The 13,614-nt window shown below is 62.9% G+C and carries 14 protein-coding genes; 5 read left to right on the top strand and 9 right to left on the bottom strand.

The genetic code is table 11. The features are described 5' to 3' along the window. Nucleotides 1–22: 22 nt before the first annotated feature. The gene (locus tag I6L48_RS05320) at nt 23–325 is read right to left on the bottom strand and encodes a YfcZ/YiiS family protein (protein WP_216987835.1); all 303 of its coding nucleotides are present in this window, start codon (nt 323–325) and stop codon (nt 23–25) included. 10 nt (nt 326–335) lie between these two features. Continuing rightward, nucleotides 336–500 carry a twin-arginine translocase TatA/TatE family subunit gene (gene tatA / locus I6L48_RS05315; protein ID WP_010672592.1) on the bottom strand — a complete coding sequence of 55 codons (165 nt, stop codon included), beginning with the start codon at nt 498–500 and terminating at the stop codon, nt 336–338. Nucleotides 501–791: 291 nt separating this feature from the next. Between tatA and I6L48_RS05310 the strand changes: the two genes are divergently transcribed. Further along, nucleotides 792–1,769, top strand: coding sequence for a LysR substrate-binding domain-containing protein (locus tag I6L48_RS05310; RefSeq protein ID WP_216987834.1), 978 nt, complete (start codon nt 792–794; stop codon nt 1,767–1,769). 60 nt (nt 1,770–1,829) lie between these two features. Here I6L48_RS05310 and I6L48_RS05305 read toward each other — a convergent pair whose 3' ends face one another. Then, nucleotides 1,830–2,429: a YhgN family NAAT transporter gene (locus I6L48_RS05305; RefSeq protein ID WP_010672590.1), complete on the bottom strand. Its 600-nt coding sequence runs from the start codon at nt 2,427–2,429 to the stop codon at nt 1,830–1,832. Between the two features lie 101 nt (nt 2,430–2,530). Further along, nucleotides 2,531–2,776: a YecH family metal-binding protein gene (locus I6L48_RS05300; protein ID WP_039040405.1), complete on the bottom strand. Its 246-nt coding sequence runs from the start codon at nt 2,774–2,776 to the stop codon at nt 2,531–2,533. A gap of 208 nt (nt 2,777–2,984) precedes the next feature. Here I6L48_RS05300 and I6L48_RS05295 point away from each other — a divergent pair, with 208 nt between their 5' ends. Next, nucleotides 2,985–4,268 (top strand): dicarboxylate/amino acid:cation symporter, encoded by a 1,284-nt coding sequence (locus I6L48_RS05295; protein ID WP_041214291.1) that lies wholly within the window; start codon nt 2,985–2,987, stop codon nt 4,266–4,268. Nucleotides 4,269–4,283: 15 nt separating this feature from the next. Here the strand turns inward: I6L48_RS05295 and I6L48_RS05290 are convergent, their stop codons facing one another. After that, the gene (locus I6L48_RS05290) at nt 4,284–4,598 is read right to left on the bottom strand and encodes a DUF2007 domain-containing protein (RefSeq protein ID WP_010672587.1); all 315 of its coding nucleotides are present in this window, start codon (nt 4,596–4,598) and stop codon (nt 4,284–4,286) included. A gap of 240 nt (nt 4,599–4,838) precedes the next feature. After that, the gene (locus I6L48_RS05285) at nt 4,839–5,741 is read right to left on the bottom strand and encodes a LysR family transcriptional regulator (protein WP_010672586.1); all 903 of its coding nucleotides are present in this window, start codon (nt 5,739–5,741) and stop codon (nt 4,839–4,841) included. A gap of 97 nt (nt 5,742–5,838) precedes the next feature. On the opposite strand from I6L48_RS05285, the gene I6L48_RS05280 reads away from it, so the two are divergent. Next, nucleotides 5,839–6,891 carry an HlyD family secretion protein gene (locus I6L48_RS05280; protein ID WP_113069470.1) on the top strand — a complete coding sequence of 351 codons (1,053 nt, stop codon included), beginning with the start codon at nt 5,839–5,841 and terminating at the stop codon, nt 6,889–6,891. Further along, entirely contained in the window at nt 6,891–8,444 is a 1,554-nt protein-coding gene (locus tag I6L48_RS05275; RefSeq protein WP_216987833.1) for a DHA2 family efflux MFS transporter permease subunit, read from the top strand. Before I6L48_RS05280 ends, I6L48_RS05275 begins: the two co-directional genes overlap by 1 nt. A gap of 60 nt (nt 8,445–8,504) precedes the next feature. On the opposite strand, the gene I6L48_RS05270 is transcribed toward I6L48_RS05275, so the two are convergent. Beyond that, a complete protein-coding gene (locus I6L48_RS05270) occupies nt 8,505–9,131 on the bottom strand; it encodes a lysoplasmalogenase (RefSeq protein WP_045522987.1) in 627 nt (208 codons plus the stop codon). Nucleotides 9,132–9,303: 172 nt separating this feature from the next. Between I6L48_RS05270 and I6L48_RS05265 the strand changes: the two genes are divergently transcribed. Further along, nucleotides 9,304–9,462, top strand: coding sequence for a hypothetical protein (locus tag I6L48_RS05265; RefSeq protein WP_005332188.1), 159 nt, complete (start codon nt 9,304–9,306; stop codon nt 9,460–9,462). Between the two features lie 89 nt (nt 9,463–9,551). Here the strand turns inward: I6L48_RS05265 and I6L48_RS05260 are convergent, their stop codons facing one another. Together I6L48_RS05260 and I6L48_RS05255 are read right to left on the bottom strand one after the other, a co-directional pair. Beyond that, nucleotides 9,552–12,116, bottom strand: coding sequence for a TRAP transporter permease (locus I6L48_RS05260; RefSeq protein WP_201997614.1), 2,565 nt, complete (start codon nt 12,114–12,116; stop codon nt 9,552–9,554). Between the two features lie 87 nt (nt 12,117–12,203). After that, nucleotides 12,204–13,175 (bottom strand): TAXI family TRAP transporter solute-binding subunit, encoded by a 972-nt coding sequence (locus I6L48_RS05255; RefSeq protein ID WP_041212355.1) that lies wholly within the window; start codon nt 13,173–13,175, stop codon nt 12,204–12,206. Nucleotides 13,176–13,614 lie beyond the last annotated feature (439 nt).

Raw genomic sequence — 13,614 nt, 5'->3', positions numbered from 1 at the left:
GCCTGCCGTCTCATCGGGGGGCTCAGATAGAGCGGGCACGCATCTCGAAAATCAACTTCTCGGCGGTGCAGGTGAATTGCAGGCGGGCCTTCAGGATCACGCCGTTGGCGCCCTGGGTCAGTTCGCTGTCGATCACGGCTTCGGCAGTCACCTGCTTGGCCAGCGCCTCATAGGCTGCGAGTTTGGCGCGGGCGTCGGCTTCTGCCGCGGCCTCGATCGCCAGCTCCATCACATCGTCGCCTTCACCGATGATGGTGCCAATTTCGGCGAAACAGCCGCAACTGTCACAGGTCTCGTTCAGTTCCACTTTCTCGTCTACAGACATACGTTCACTCCTACTTATTCCGGATATTGTCATCGTCGCGCAAGGCGTTGCGAAAATCCCTGATGGCAGTGCCCAGATCCTCACCGGCGCCAGCCAGGCGTTTGCTGCCAAACACCACGACGACGACCACGAGCAGGATCAGCAGATGCCAGATATGAATGCCACCCAGTCCCATAGGGAGACTCCTGACTGTTAGATACCTGGAGGTTGTATCAAAAGAAAGCGTATCGATTGTTGGGCAAAATCAAGGCAGGTGCAAGTTGGCGAAAAAATCGCGCAAAAACGGCGACGAGGCGCAAAAAAATACGGCGACCATGGCCGCCGTATGAGTCGGTGCTACTTGTCCCCTCAACCGCTACATCCTGTACCAGCCGCCACCAGGGCGAGAGACCCGTCGAGCATAGGATCGCCAAGATATGAAAACAAATGGTATATATTCATCTAGGAATTGAAGAGGATTCATATCATGTTGCTGGAACAGCTCGGGCGCATAGACCTTAATCTGTTGATAATCCTGCAAGTCTTGCTGGAAGAGCGCAACGGCAGCCGGGCTGCACGCCGCTTGCACCTGAGCCAGTCCGCCGTCAGCAAGGCCCTCGGACGGTTGCGGGAGACCTTTGACGATCCCCTGTTCGTGCGCTCGGCCTACGGGATGGATCCCACTCCCCGCGCCCTGGATCTCCAGCAGCAACTGCAGCCCATACTGCTCTCCCTGGACAACCTGATCCAGCCGCCGGACTTCGATCCCGCCAGCACGGAGCGGGAGTTCGTCATCGCCAGCATGGACAGCGCCTTCACCCTGTTTGCCCCCCTCTACCTGAGCGAACTGAAGCGTCAGGCCCCCGGCATCCGCCTGCGCTACGAGGAGTGGACCGAGCACAGCCTGACCGAGATGAGCCAGGGCCAGGTGGATATCGCCTTCACGGTGCGGGAGAACTGCATCAATTCGGATTTTCGCCTCGACACCCTGCCCAACGCCATCTGCCAGCGGTTGCTCACCATCGACGATCTCACCTGCCTGGTGCAACGGGATCACCCTGCCTTGCAGGAGCCCGAGTGGGATCTCGCCCGCTACCTCGCCTACCCCCATGTGCAGACCTACTGCGAGGGGCGGGATCGCTGGATGCTGGATCACAAGCTGGCGGAGCAGGATCTCTATCGCCGGATCGAGGCGACCGTGCCCTCCTTCGAGGCGGCCCTGCGCATGGGCATGCACTCGGACATGATAGTGACCCTCTCCAGGCTCTATGCCCGCCACGCCACCCAGGTCTATCCCCTGGTGCCGCTGCCGCTGCCCATCGCCCTGGACAGCATCTCCCACCTGCTCATCTGGCATCAGCGCCACGAGGAGGATCCGGGCCATCGCTGGCTGCGGGAGACCCTGCTCACCCTCATCATGGGCAAGCTGGAAACCTCGGCGGATGGCCCGGCCGCTGCCGCCTGACGCGCAAAAAAAACGGGGCTCAAGAAGCCCCGTTTCACGTTGACATCAGCATTCGCCCCGTCAGTTCTGACCCGTCACCGCCAGATAGTGGTGTACCCCGTCCAGCAGCATCTGCACCGAGATCATCACCAGCAGCATGCCCATCAGCCGCTCCACCGCGGTGAGTCCTCGCTCACCCAGCAGCTTGTTGAACAGCTCGTAGAACATCAGGATCACGGCGCTGGCCCCCCAGGCCATCAGCAGGGCCAATGACCAGTCCACCATCCGGGTCGGCTCCTGGTTGGCCAGAAGCAGCAGGGAAGCCAGGATGGAAGGGCCCGCAATCATGGGGATGGCCATGGGCACCAGGAAGGGCTCCTCCCCCGCCGCCAGCCCGGTCACACCACCGGGGCTCGGGAAGATCATCTTGATGGCGATGAGGAAGAGGATGATGCCCCCCGCGATGCTGACCGCCTCCTGACGCAGGTTGAGGAAGCTCAGGATCTGCTGACCGGCGAACAGGAAGCCCATCATGATCACCAGTGAAAACAACAGCTCCCGCAGCATTACCTTGCGTCGACGCTTGGGGTCGACATGGCGCAGGATGGAGAGGAAGACCGGCAGGTTGCCCAGCGGATCCATGATCAGAAACAGCATGACGGCAGCGGAGAATGTGTCCATAGAGCGCCCGGGCAGAACCTTTCAACAAGAGGGGAAGGAGGGCGAAATATAACAAAGGTGGCGGGATTCGGCGAGCGCCCCACCGCGCTCACCACTGGCGATCATCCGTGGTTGCAGATCTTGTCAGCGCGGGTCTGGAACCCTGACTCCGAGTCGATGAACTTGCCGCGCCTGGCCAGGAAGTCGATCAGGGCGTCAGCGTCCATCTCGCTGGCGCTGCAGGTGTGGAACCGGGCCTCGGCACCGAAGCGCGAGGCGATCGCCGCCCTGAGGCTGGCCCGGGTAAACGGACTCTCCTGCTCCAGCATCATCTCCATCACTTCGTGACCGTGTATCGATTGGGACATCTCGAACCTCTTTAATCATCATGTCAGATGACAATTAAAGCACGAAGCCCGGAGAGGGTTCTTGATATAGGCCAACAAAACGCCTTTTTTAACGCCAGCGGGCTGGTCGTGAGCGCCGCTTTGTCGATAATGTGGCAACCTGACGGGGGGATGGCTACACTGTCGCCCCTTTTTGCCACCGCAGACAGAAAATAAGGACATTGGCGTCATGCTGTTCCATGGATTGGTCTTCAAACCCTGGCGGATCTGGACCCGTCGCCCGCTCTGGTTGAAGACTCTGCTCGGCATGCTGACCGGGATAGGTCTGGGGCTCTGCTTCAGCGAGCAGGCCCTGCTGCTCAAGCCCATCGGCGTCCTGTTCGTCAACACCATCCAGATGCTGATGGTGCCCCTCATCTTCTGTTCCGTCCTGGCAGGCCTCACCGCCCTGCTCAAGGGCAAGCGGCTCGACCGCATCGCCGGCAAGGCCATCGGCTTCTATCTCTGCTCCACCGCCGTCGCCATCTGCATCGGCCTGATGATGGGCTGGCTGCTGGAACCGGGCATGGGCGCCAATATGGGTCCTTATGAACGGGGCGCCATGGCGCAGCAACCTACCCTGGCCAGCGTGCTGAGCCACCTGGTGCCGCGCAACCCGGTGCAGGCCATGGGCGATGGCAAGATATTGCAGGTGATCGTGTTCGCCGTGGCCCTCGCTCTCGCCCTCAACGCCACCGGGCGACGCGGCCGCCCCGCCATCCTGTTCTTTACCTCTCTGGCGGAGGGAATGTTCAAGCTGACCCAGATGGTGATGGCCCTGGCCCCCTATGGCGTCTGCGCCCTGATGGCCTGGATGACCGGCAAGTACGGCGTCAGCCTGCTGTTGCCGCTGCTCAAGGTGATCGGCGCCGTCTACCTCGGCTGCCTGCTGCACGTGCTCGGCGTCTACAGCAGCCTGCTGCTCCTGATGGCGCGCCTCAACCCGTTGCACTACTTCAAGAGCATCGTCGATGCCCAGGCGGTGGCCTTCACCAGCAGTTCAAGCAGCAGCACCCTGCCCATCAGCCTGGCCTGCGCCGAACGCCGGCTCGGGGTCTCCCCCGCCATCACCGCCAAGGTGCTGCCCATCGGCGCCACCATCAACATGGATGGCACCGCCCTCTATCAGGGGGTCACCGCCCTGTTCGTGGCCCAGGCCTTCGGGGTGGATCTGCATCTGGTGGACTACCTGACCATCATCAGCATCGTCACACTGGCCAGCATCGGCACGGCGGGCACACCCGGTACCGGGCTGATGCTGCTGACACTGACCCTCACTGCAGTGGGACTGCCGCTGGAAGGGGTGGCGCTCATCGCCGGCATAGACCGGATCCTCGACATGGCGCGCACCACGGTCAACGTCTCCGGCGACATCCTGGTCTCCGTGCTCATCGCCCGCAGCGAGAAGGAGCTGGATCTCGCCACCTACCACGACGCCCATGCGGGGGATGACATCGACTTCACCCTGCGCTGAGGGCGCGAGGGGCGTTCAATGATCCTGGGGATCGTGATGGCAGCGCCAGCAGATATCGAAGTTGGCGCCGTTCTCCTCCCCGCACTGGCCGCACAGCCAGCCGTTGCCCTGGCGCTGCTGGTAGCGCTCGATGATCCGGCCCGCCCGCTGACGATCCCGCTCGTTCACCATCAGGGTCACTTGCAGCAGATCCACCGGCAGCTCCCCGAGCGCACCGGAGAGCCCTTCGCCGCTGAGGCGCACCCTGACTCCCTCTACCTCCAAGGCCCCTTTCAGGGCATGCGCCTCCAGGGAGTGAGAGGCGCGATACAAGTTAATCCACTGATCCATACGTTGTCCTCGAAACCCTTGCCAGTGCCATCATCACCAGCACTACCATCATTTCAGGGCGAGCATCTTCCGGGAGTGAGATGCCCGATACAGATTCATCCACCGCTCCATACGTTGTCCTCGAAACCCTTGCCAGTGCCGTCATCACCAGCACTACCATCATTCCAGGGCGAGCATCTTCCGGGAGCGAGATGCCCGATACAGATTCATCCACCGCTCCATACGTTGTCCTCGAAACCCTTACAGCAGCTTGTCGATACCGTAAGCCGGGCCGTTGGCCACCAGAAAATCGATGAATGCCCTCAGCTTGCGCGGCATCAGGCGCCGCTCGGGAAACAGCAGGTAGATGGGTACCCTGGGTTGCTGCCACTCCGGCAGCAAGGAGACCAGCGTCCCGTTCGCCAGCTCATCATGGCACAGCATGGCGGGCAGGGAAGCCAGCCCCAGCCCCGCCTTCGCCGCCTCCCTGGCACAGGTGATGTTGTTGACCTGGAAGCGGGACGGGGGATCCACCAGCACTTCGCGATCATCCAGCTCGAAACACCAGTGCGAGGCGAGGAACCCCGTGCTGACCGCGATCCGCTCGTGATGCACCAGATCGGCGGGCCTCTGGATCACCGGGTGGCGCGCCAGATAGTCCGGGCTGGCGCACAGCAGCCGCTCGGTGCTCCAGAGACGCCGCGCCGCCAGGTTGGAGTCGCTCATGTCGCCGACCCGCACGATGGCATCCAGCCCTTCGCTGATGGGATCCACGATGCGGTTGGTCAGCTCCAGCTCCACCTTCATGCCCGGATAGGCTTGCAGGAAGTTCGCCACCAGCCTGCCCACCACCAGCTGTCCAGTCTCGATGGGCACCGCCAGCTTGAGGGTCCCCGTCACCTCCTGCTGGCTGGCACTGAGCATCAGTTCGGCCTGGGCCAGCTCCTCCACCGCCTTGCTGCAGCGTAGATAATATTGTTCACCGGCTTCCGTCAGGGTGAGCTGCCGGGTGGAGCGATAGAGCAGCCGCGCGCCGAGACGCTGCTCCAGCTCGGCGATGCGGCGGCTCACCGTCGCCTTGGTCATGCCCAGCTCCTGGGCAGCGGCGGTAAAGGAGCCCTTGTCGACGATACGAACGAGGATTAAGGCAGCATTCAGGTCCATTGTTTCACCAGTGAAACTGTATATCTCATGAATGGATACTAATCGAAACAGTTGCACGATGTTAGCCTGCCCGCCACAGTTCAGGAAAACCCATATCATGAGTCAACACAAGAAGATCCCCCTGCTGGCCGCCCTGGTGCTGGCCCTGCTCGGCCTGCTGTTTGCCGGTTACTGGTATCTGCATGGCCGCTACTTCGAGAGCACCGACAACGCCTACCTGCAAAGCGAGGTGACCGGCATCGGCTCCAAGCTCTCCGGCTACATCAGCGAAGTGCTGGTGACCGACAACCAGGCGGTGAAGGCCGGCCAGCTCATCGCCCGGCTCGACGACCGCGAATACAGGACCAAGGTGGCGGAGGCCGAGGCCGATCTGCACCTCAACCAGGCGACGGCGGATAACCTCGCCGCCACCCGTATCCAGCAGTTGAGCCTCATCCGCCAGGCCGAGGCAAAAGTCAGCTCGGCCAATGCCGAGCAGGTCCGGGCCCAGCAGCAGGTGCGCCGGGTCAGCCAGCTCAATGAGCGTCACTACAGCTCCCAGGACAGCCTGGACGAGGTGCGCGCCGGCTTGCAGGTCAACCAGGCCCAGGCACTGGAGGCCAAAGCCGCCTTGCAGGCCGCCCGCGAGCGGCTGTTGGTGCTGGATGCCGAAGCCAAGCAGAACCAGGCCAGGCTGGCATTGAGCGAAGCCCAGCTTGAACAAGCCAGGCTGGAACTCGGCTACACCGAGCTGCGAGCCCCGGCTGACGGCATCATCGGCAAGCGCAGCCTGCGGGAAGGGCTCTACGTCCAGTCCGGTATGCAGGTGGCCAGCCTGGTGCCCCTGAGCCAGGTGTGGGTCGAGGCCAACTTCAAGGAGACCCAGTTGCAGCACATGCAGCCGGGCCAGAAGGTGGAGGTGATCCTGGATGCCTATCCGGATCAACCGGTCGAGGGGATCATCGACAGCCTCTCTCCGGCCACCGGCGCCAAGTTCGCCCTGCTGCCGCCGGAGAACGCCACCGGCAACTTCACCAAAATCGTGCAGCGGGTGCCGGTCAAGATCCGCATCCCGGATCCGGGCGCCCTGGCGGGCAAGCTGCTGCCCGGCCTCTCCACCGAGGTGATCGTCGACACCCGCATCCCTGATACCGTGGTGGCCGCCCACTGATGGACGCCATACCACGCCGCAACTGGATCGCGGTCATGGGGGGCCTCATCGGCGCCTTCATGGCCATCCTCGACATCCAGATCACCAACGCCTCCCTGAAAGACATTCAGGGGGCACTCTCGGCCACCCTGAGCGAGAGCTCCTGGATCTCCACCTCCTATCTGGTGGCGGAGATGATCGCCATTCCGCTGAGCGGCTGGCTGAGCCGGGGACTGAGCGTGCGGCGCTACCTGCTGTGGACCACGGGCGCCTTCATCGTCGCCTCCGTGCTCTGCTCGTTCAGCTGGAACCTCACCAGCATGATCGTCTTTCGGGCGCTGCAGGGCTTCACCGGCGGGGCCCTGATCCCCATGGCCTTCTCCCTCATCGTCAGCCTGCTGCCGCTGCACAAGCGAGCCACCGGCATGGCGCTGTTCGGCCTGTGCGCCACCTTCGCCCCCGCCATCGGCCCGACCCTGGGGGGCTGGCTGACGGAGCAGATGTCCTGGCACTACATCTTCTATCTGAACGTGCCGCCCGGCCTGCTGGTGATGGCCATGCTGGCCCACGGACTGGACAGGAAGCCGGTGGACTGGGAGGTGATCAAGCGGGTGGATCTCATCGGCATCCTCACCATGGCGGTGGGTCTCGGCCTCCTGGAGGTGGTGCTGGAAGAGGGCAACCGGGAGGACTGGTTCGGCTCGAGCTTCATCGTGCGGCTCACCGTCATCTCGGTGGTGGCCCTGGTGTTCTTCGTCATCAGCCAGTTGCTGCGCCGCCACCCCCTGGTCAACCTGCGGCTGCTGCACAACCCGCGCTTCGCCCTGGCCTGCTTCGCCTATCTAGTGCTCGGTATGGGGTTGATGGGATCCATCTATGTGCTGCCCCTCTACATGACCCAGATCCACAATTACAACGCCCTGGAAATCGGTGAGGTGCTGATGTGGATGGGGTTGCCCCAGTTGCTGGTGCTCCCCCTGGTGCCCAAGCTGACCCACAAGATAGATCCGCGCTATCTGGTGAGCTTCGGCTTTCTGGTCTTCGCCATCAGCTGCTTCATGAACGTGAACATGAACGCCGACTACGCCGGGCCCCAGCTGATCCAGTCCCTCATCGTGCGAGCCCTGGGGCAGCCCTTCATCATGGTGCCCCTCTCCCTGGTGGCGACCGCCAGCCTGACGCCGGACGAGCTCCCCTCTTCCTCGACCCTGCTCAACGTGCTGCGCAACCTGGGGGGCGCCTTCGGCATCGCCATCATCGCCACCCTGATCGACAACGACACCCGGACTCATGTCAGCCAGATCGGCAGCACCCTGGCCGCCACCAGCATCGAGGGGCAGGCCTATCTGATGCAGCTGGCCCAGAACATGATGGCCCAGGGAGCCGGGCCGGAGCAGGCCCAGTTGCAGGCCCGGGCCATGCTGTCGAACACCATCAGCCGCGAGGCGGCCATCATGGCCTACAACCAGGTGTTCTACGTGATGGGTATCTTCCTGCTGATCGCCAGCGCCCTGATGCTGCTGCTCAAGCAGCCGGCCCCGAGGGACCCTGACGCAGAACCGGTCGAGGCGTGAAAGGTGGGGATCACATAGCAAAACGGGCCAGAAGGCCCGTTTTTCATGGCTGCCCGCCGGTCAGCCCGCCAGGGAGGCGGCGATCAGGAACTGTGCCGCAAAGTAGCTGCTCATGATCCAGGCGGTGGCATGGGGGAAGGGGCGGCGGAATCTGTCCAGTGCCAGCATGCTGTCGGAGAAGAGGAACATCAGCGCCCCCACCAGGGCGGCGGCGCTGCCGGCAGTGAGAGAGGCATGCCAGGCACCGGCGGCCACCCAGGCCATGGCGATGATCACCAGCATGTAGCAGAAGACGGGGATCCTCATCTCGCCGAGCTGGCCCCACAGGAGCCCGAACACCATGCCGGCCACCAGCAACAGCAGGAGGCCGTCCACCAGCTTGAGCACCAGGGGCCCCTGGGCGAACCCGACGATGTAGCAGAGGTGCGCGACAAGAAATGCCGCCAGCCCCTGGATGAAACGATCCCGTGGCAGCATCAGCAGCACGTCACCCGCCAGCGACAGGCAGAGACCGAGCAGGATCCAGGCGTGGGAGCCGTTGTGATCGTCGCCCTGGTAGCCAAACGCCAGGGCGATGATGAACAGCATGGTCAGGGGTTTGCTGATGTAGAACTGACGGGAGTCTGAGCCGTAAGCCGCGCGGATGTGCCACCATCCCGATGCGATGATCAAGAAACTCAATAACATGCCCTGCTCCTCACCGGCTGCTCGCCCTGGGGCGGCAACCTCTTTAGTGCCCGCAAGAGTAGCAAATTCCCCCGGCCAGTGGCAGAGGCTGAAGCAGATGGCTCCCTACACCTAAAGTCTAATTGCCCCCATCCCCGCCCTCGGGCATAAGAGACAGCTCTGGAGGATCACCATGGAAGATGCTATGACCAACTACCTGCCCGCTATCGATATCATGATGTGCCATCTTGGCATCAGCTTTGAACAGGCCTGCGAGCAGCTTGGCCTCAGCCCGCAGGAGCAGCAGACCCTCGACCAACTGCAAAAACAGAAGCAGACCCAGTCCAACTGATGCCCTGGACTGATGGCCCGAAGCGGCCGGCATCACAGCCCAGCATAAAAAACGGCGCCCGAAGGCGCCGTTTTTTTATTGGGTGATGATCAGGGTCGAGCGACCCGGCGGCGTTGCAGCCAGACCACGGCCCCAAACAGCAAGAAGCCCGGCAGCCACATCAGCTCCTTGGGCCAGCGCTCGGTGGGCGCCTTGACGCTCAGGATCTGCTGATCCATCTCCAGCCCCAGATCGGCAGCCTGGCTGCCGAAGGTGACGGTGTCGATCAGGATCTTGCCGTCCTGCTCATAGGTCTGGATCCCCAGCTTGGCCAGACGGTCCTCACCGCTCGCGCCCTCCGGCACCGGCAGCAGCACGGTGAAGCGGCGCAACTTGCCCACCGCATCTTCCCCTTCCATGCGCAGGCGCAGGGTGCTCTCGGCCTCCACCTGGCCCATGGTCTGGGCCAGCTCGGCCGGCGCGGCGTCGCGATACGGATCGTGCAGCATGTCCATCCAGAAGCCAGGACGGAACAGGGTGAAGGCCACCAGCAGCAGCAGCACGCTCTCGTACCAGCGGCTCTTCACTAGGAAGAAGCCCTGGGTGGCGGCAGCGAAGATCAGCATGGCGATGGTGGCCACGATGAAGATCAGCACGCCGTGGGCAAAGTCCACGTTGATGAGCAGCAGATCGGTGTTGAAGATGAACAGGAACGGCAGCGCCGCGGTACGCAGGCTGTAGTAGAACGCCGTGATCCCGGTCTTGATGGGATCCCCCTTGGAGACGGCGGCCGCGGCGAACGAGGCCAGCCCCACCGGCGGGGTCACGTCCGCCATGATGCCGAAGTAGAAGACGAACAGGTGCACCGCGATGAGCGGCACGATGAGGCCATTCTGCTGCCCCAGGGTCACCACCACGGGGGCCAGCAGGCTGGACACCACGATGTAGTTGGCGGTGGTCGGCAGCCCCATGCCGAGGATGAGGCTCAGCAGGGCGGTGAGGATCAGCATGAGCAGCAGGTTGCCCATGGAGAGGTACTCCACCAGATCCGCCAGCACCAGGCCGACACCGGTCTGGGAGACGGCCCCGACGATGATGCCGGCCGTGGCGGTGGCGATGCCGATGCCGATCATGTTGCGGGCACCGGCAATCAGCCCCTCGCGCAGGTCCACCACGCCATCGGTGAAGGAGCCGTAGTCGTGCTTGCCGTCGGTGCGCAGCCAGTTCAGCAGCGGACGCTGGGTCAGCAGGATGATGATGAGCATCACCGACCCCCAGAAGGCCGACAGGCCGGGGGAGAGGCGCTCCACCATCAGACACCACACCAGCACCACCACGGGCAGCAGGAAGTGCAGGCCGGAGAGCAGCACGGCGCGGGTCTCGGGCAGCTCGTCCAGTGGCTTGTCCGGGTCTTCCGCCGGCAGCGGTGCGTTGCTCGCGGCGATCTTCAGCAGTCCCAGGTAGGCGACGGCCAGCAGCACGCTGATCCCCGGCAGGGCATAGTCACCCAGTACCGGCTTGAGCCAGCCCAGACCGTAGTAGACCGCCATGGAGAGGCCGCTAATGAGGGCGGCACCGAAGGCGAAGCCGGTCAGGCGACGCAGCCAGGGGCGCGGCTGACGGTTGCCGATGGGCTGCATGCCGAGCTTGAGCGCCTCGAGGTGCACGATGTAGAGCAGGGCGATGTAGGAGATGGCCGCCGGCAGGAAGGCGTGCTTGATGATCTCCACATAGGGAATGCCCACGTATTCCACCATCAGGAAGGCCGCAGCCCCCATGACCGGCGGCATGATCTGGCCGTTGACCGAGGAGGCCACTTCCACCGCGCCGGCCTTCTCCTTGGAGAAACCGACCCGTTTCATCATGGGGATGGTGAAGGTGCCCGTGGTCACCACGTTGGCGATGGAGGAGCCGGAGATGACGCCGGTCAGGGCCGAGGCGACCACGGCCGCCTTGGCCGGGCCGCCGCGCAGGTGACCCAGCAGGCTGAAGGCGAGCTGGATGAAGTAGTGGCCCGCACCGGCGCGCTCGAGCAGGGCGCCAAACAGCACGAACAGGAAGACGAAGCTGGTGGAGACCCCGAGGGCGATGCCGAACACCCCTTCGGTGGTGATCCACTGGTGGTTGGCCAGCGCATGCAGGCTCACCCCACGGTGGGCCAGCAGGGAAGGCATCCAGGGACCGGCCAGGCTGTAGGCCAGGAAGACGATGGCGATGACCGCCAGGGCCGGGCCCAGGGCGCGGCGGGCCGCTTCCAGCAGAAGCGGGATGCCGACGCAGGCCACCGCGAAGTCCATGGTGGTCAGGTTGCCGGGACGCTGGGCAAGCTCCTGGTACATGACGAACAGATAGCTGGCGACGGCGGCACCGACGAGGCCGAGGGCGATGTCGGCAAGGGGAACCCTGTCTCGCGGTGAGCTGCGCATGGCCGGGAACACCAGGTAGGCGAGCAGGATGGCGAAGGCCAGGTGAATCGAGCGTGTTTCAGTGTCGTTGAGGACGCCGATGCCGAGGGAGAAGGGCAGCGGCGAGGCGATCCAGAGCTGGAACAGGGACCAGATCAGCGCAAGACCTGCGATGATCCAGCTCATGGGGCCGACGGGCAGCCTGGCGCCGACGTCCTGGGCGATCAGCTCCTCGGCCGAGAGCGCCTCTTGTTGTTGTGTTTGCTGCATAGTGTGACTCTGTAGGTACTGCAATAAATGAGACTCGCTCCCCCGAAGGAGGAGCGAGTCCGGGGCACATCCGAAGACGCAGCCGGATTACATCCAGCCACGTTCCTTGTAGTAACGCACAGCGCCTTCATGCAGCGGAGCGGAGAGACCCACCTTGATCATGTCGGCTTCCTTCAGATCCGCGAAGGCCGGGTGCAGGCGCTTGAAGCGGTCCAGGTTGTCGAACACGGACTTGACCAGCTGGTAGACCACTTCCGGATCGGCCTTGGCGCTGGTGGAGAGCACCGCCTTGCCACCGATGGACGGAGTCGGGTTCGGGCTGCCCTTGTAGAGACCACCCGGGATCTCGGCCTTGCTGTAGTAGCTCTTCTCGGCCAGCAGCTTGTCGATCTCGGGGCCGGTGACCGGCACCAGCACGGTGTCCGTGGTGGTGGAGGCTTCCTGGATGGCGCCGTTCGGGTGGCCGACGAAGTAGCTCATGGCGTCGATGTTGTTGTCACCCAGGGCAGAAGCCTGCTCGGCGGGTTTCAGTTCGGAAACCAGGCTGAAGGCGGATTTGTCCCAGCCCTTCACGGCCATGATCTCTTCGAAGGTGTCACGCTGACCGGAACCCGGGTTGCCGATGTTGACGCGCTTGCCCTTCAGGTCGTCGAAGCTGGCAATCTTGGCGTCCTTGCGGGCCAGGATGGTGAACACTTCGCTCTGCAGGGAGAAGACGGCGCGGATGTCATCCATCGGACCTTCGGCCTTGAACGGCTCGACGCCCTTCATCGCCTTGTACTGGTGGTCGGACTGCATGATGCCGAAGTTGAATTCGCCGGAGCGGATGCCGTTGACGTTGGCAACACCGCCGCCACTGGCCGGGGCGTTGCACTTGATCTGGTGATCGGCGGCGCCGCGGTTGAGGAAGCGGCAGATGGACTGGCCCGCCACGTAGTAGACGCCGGTCTGACCGCCGGTGCCTATGGTCACGAAGCGCTCCTGCGCTTGCACCGGACCACCAAACGACACACCTACCAGAGCCGCCGACAAGGCGCACGCCAAGGATAATCCTTTCATGTTCTTCATCCTTTTCATTGATTTATTTCACCCGTTTCCCGGGAGAATATGAGACAGACCCGCATCAAGACTGGGTTCGCCTATAGGACCTCGTACGAGGAAATGGTCGAGCGGCACGCGCCCTTCCAGAAGCCACCATCATCCTGCGGTGAGATAATCAGCGTCATGCCGATCGGAGGTGATCTGACCAGAAACGGGTCAGTTCAAAAGCATTAACGCTCCGATTAAGCACATAACACCAACATAAATCAAACAAAACAGCAAAATGGCGGATTTAAATAGCGAGAAGTTTGAAGCGGATCATTCATTTCTCAAGGGCAGATTAATTACATGAACTATTAAAGGGAAGCAATAAAAAGCACGCCCAGATTCTTTCGCAACCCTTGACTGGCAAGGATTAGAAACCTGGTCCGTTATATTGCGAAGTGCTTACTGAACA

This window comes from Aeromonas sp. FDAARGOS 1418, from assembly GCF_019048585.1.
Taxonomy (GTDB): domain Bacteria; phylum Pseudomonadota; class Gammaproteobacteria; order Enterobacterales; family Aeromonadaceae; genus Aeromonas; species Aeromonas caviae.
This window is presented reverse-complemented; position numbering and strand designations above follow the sequence as displayed.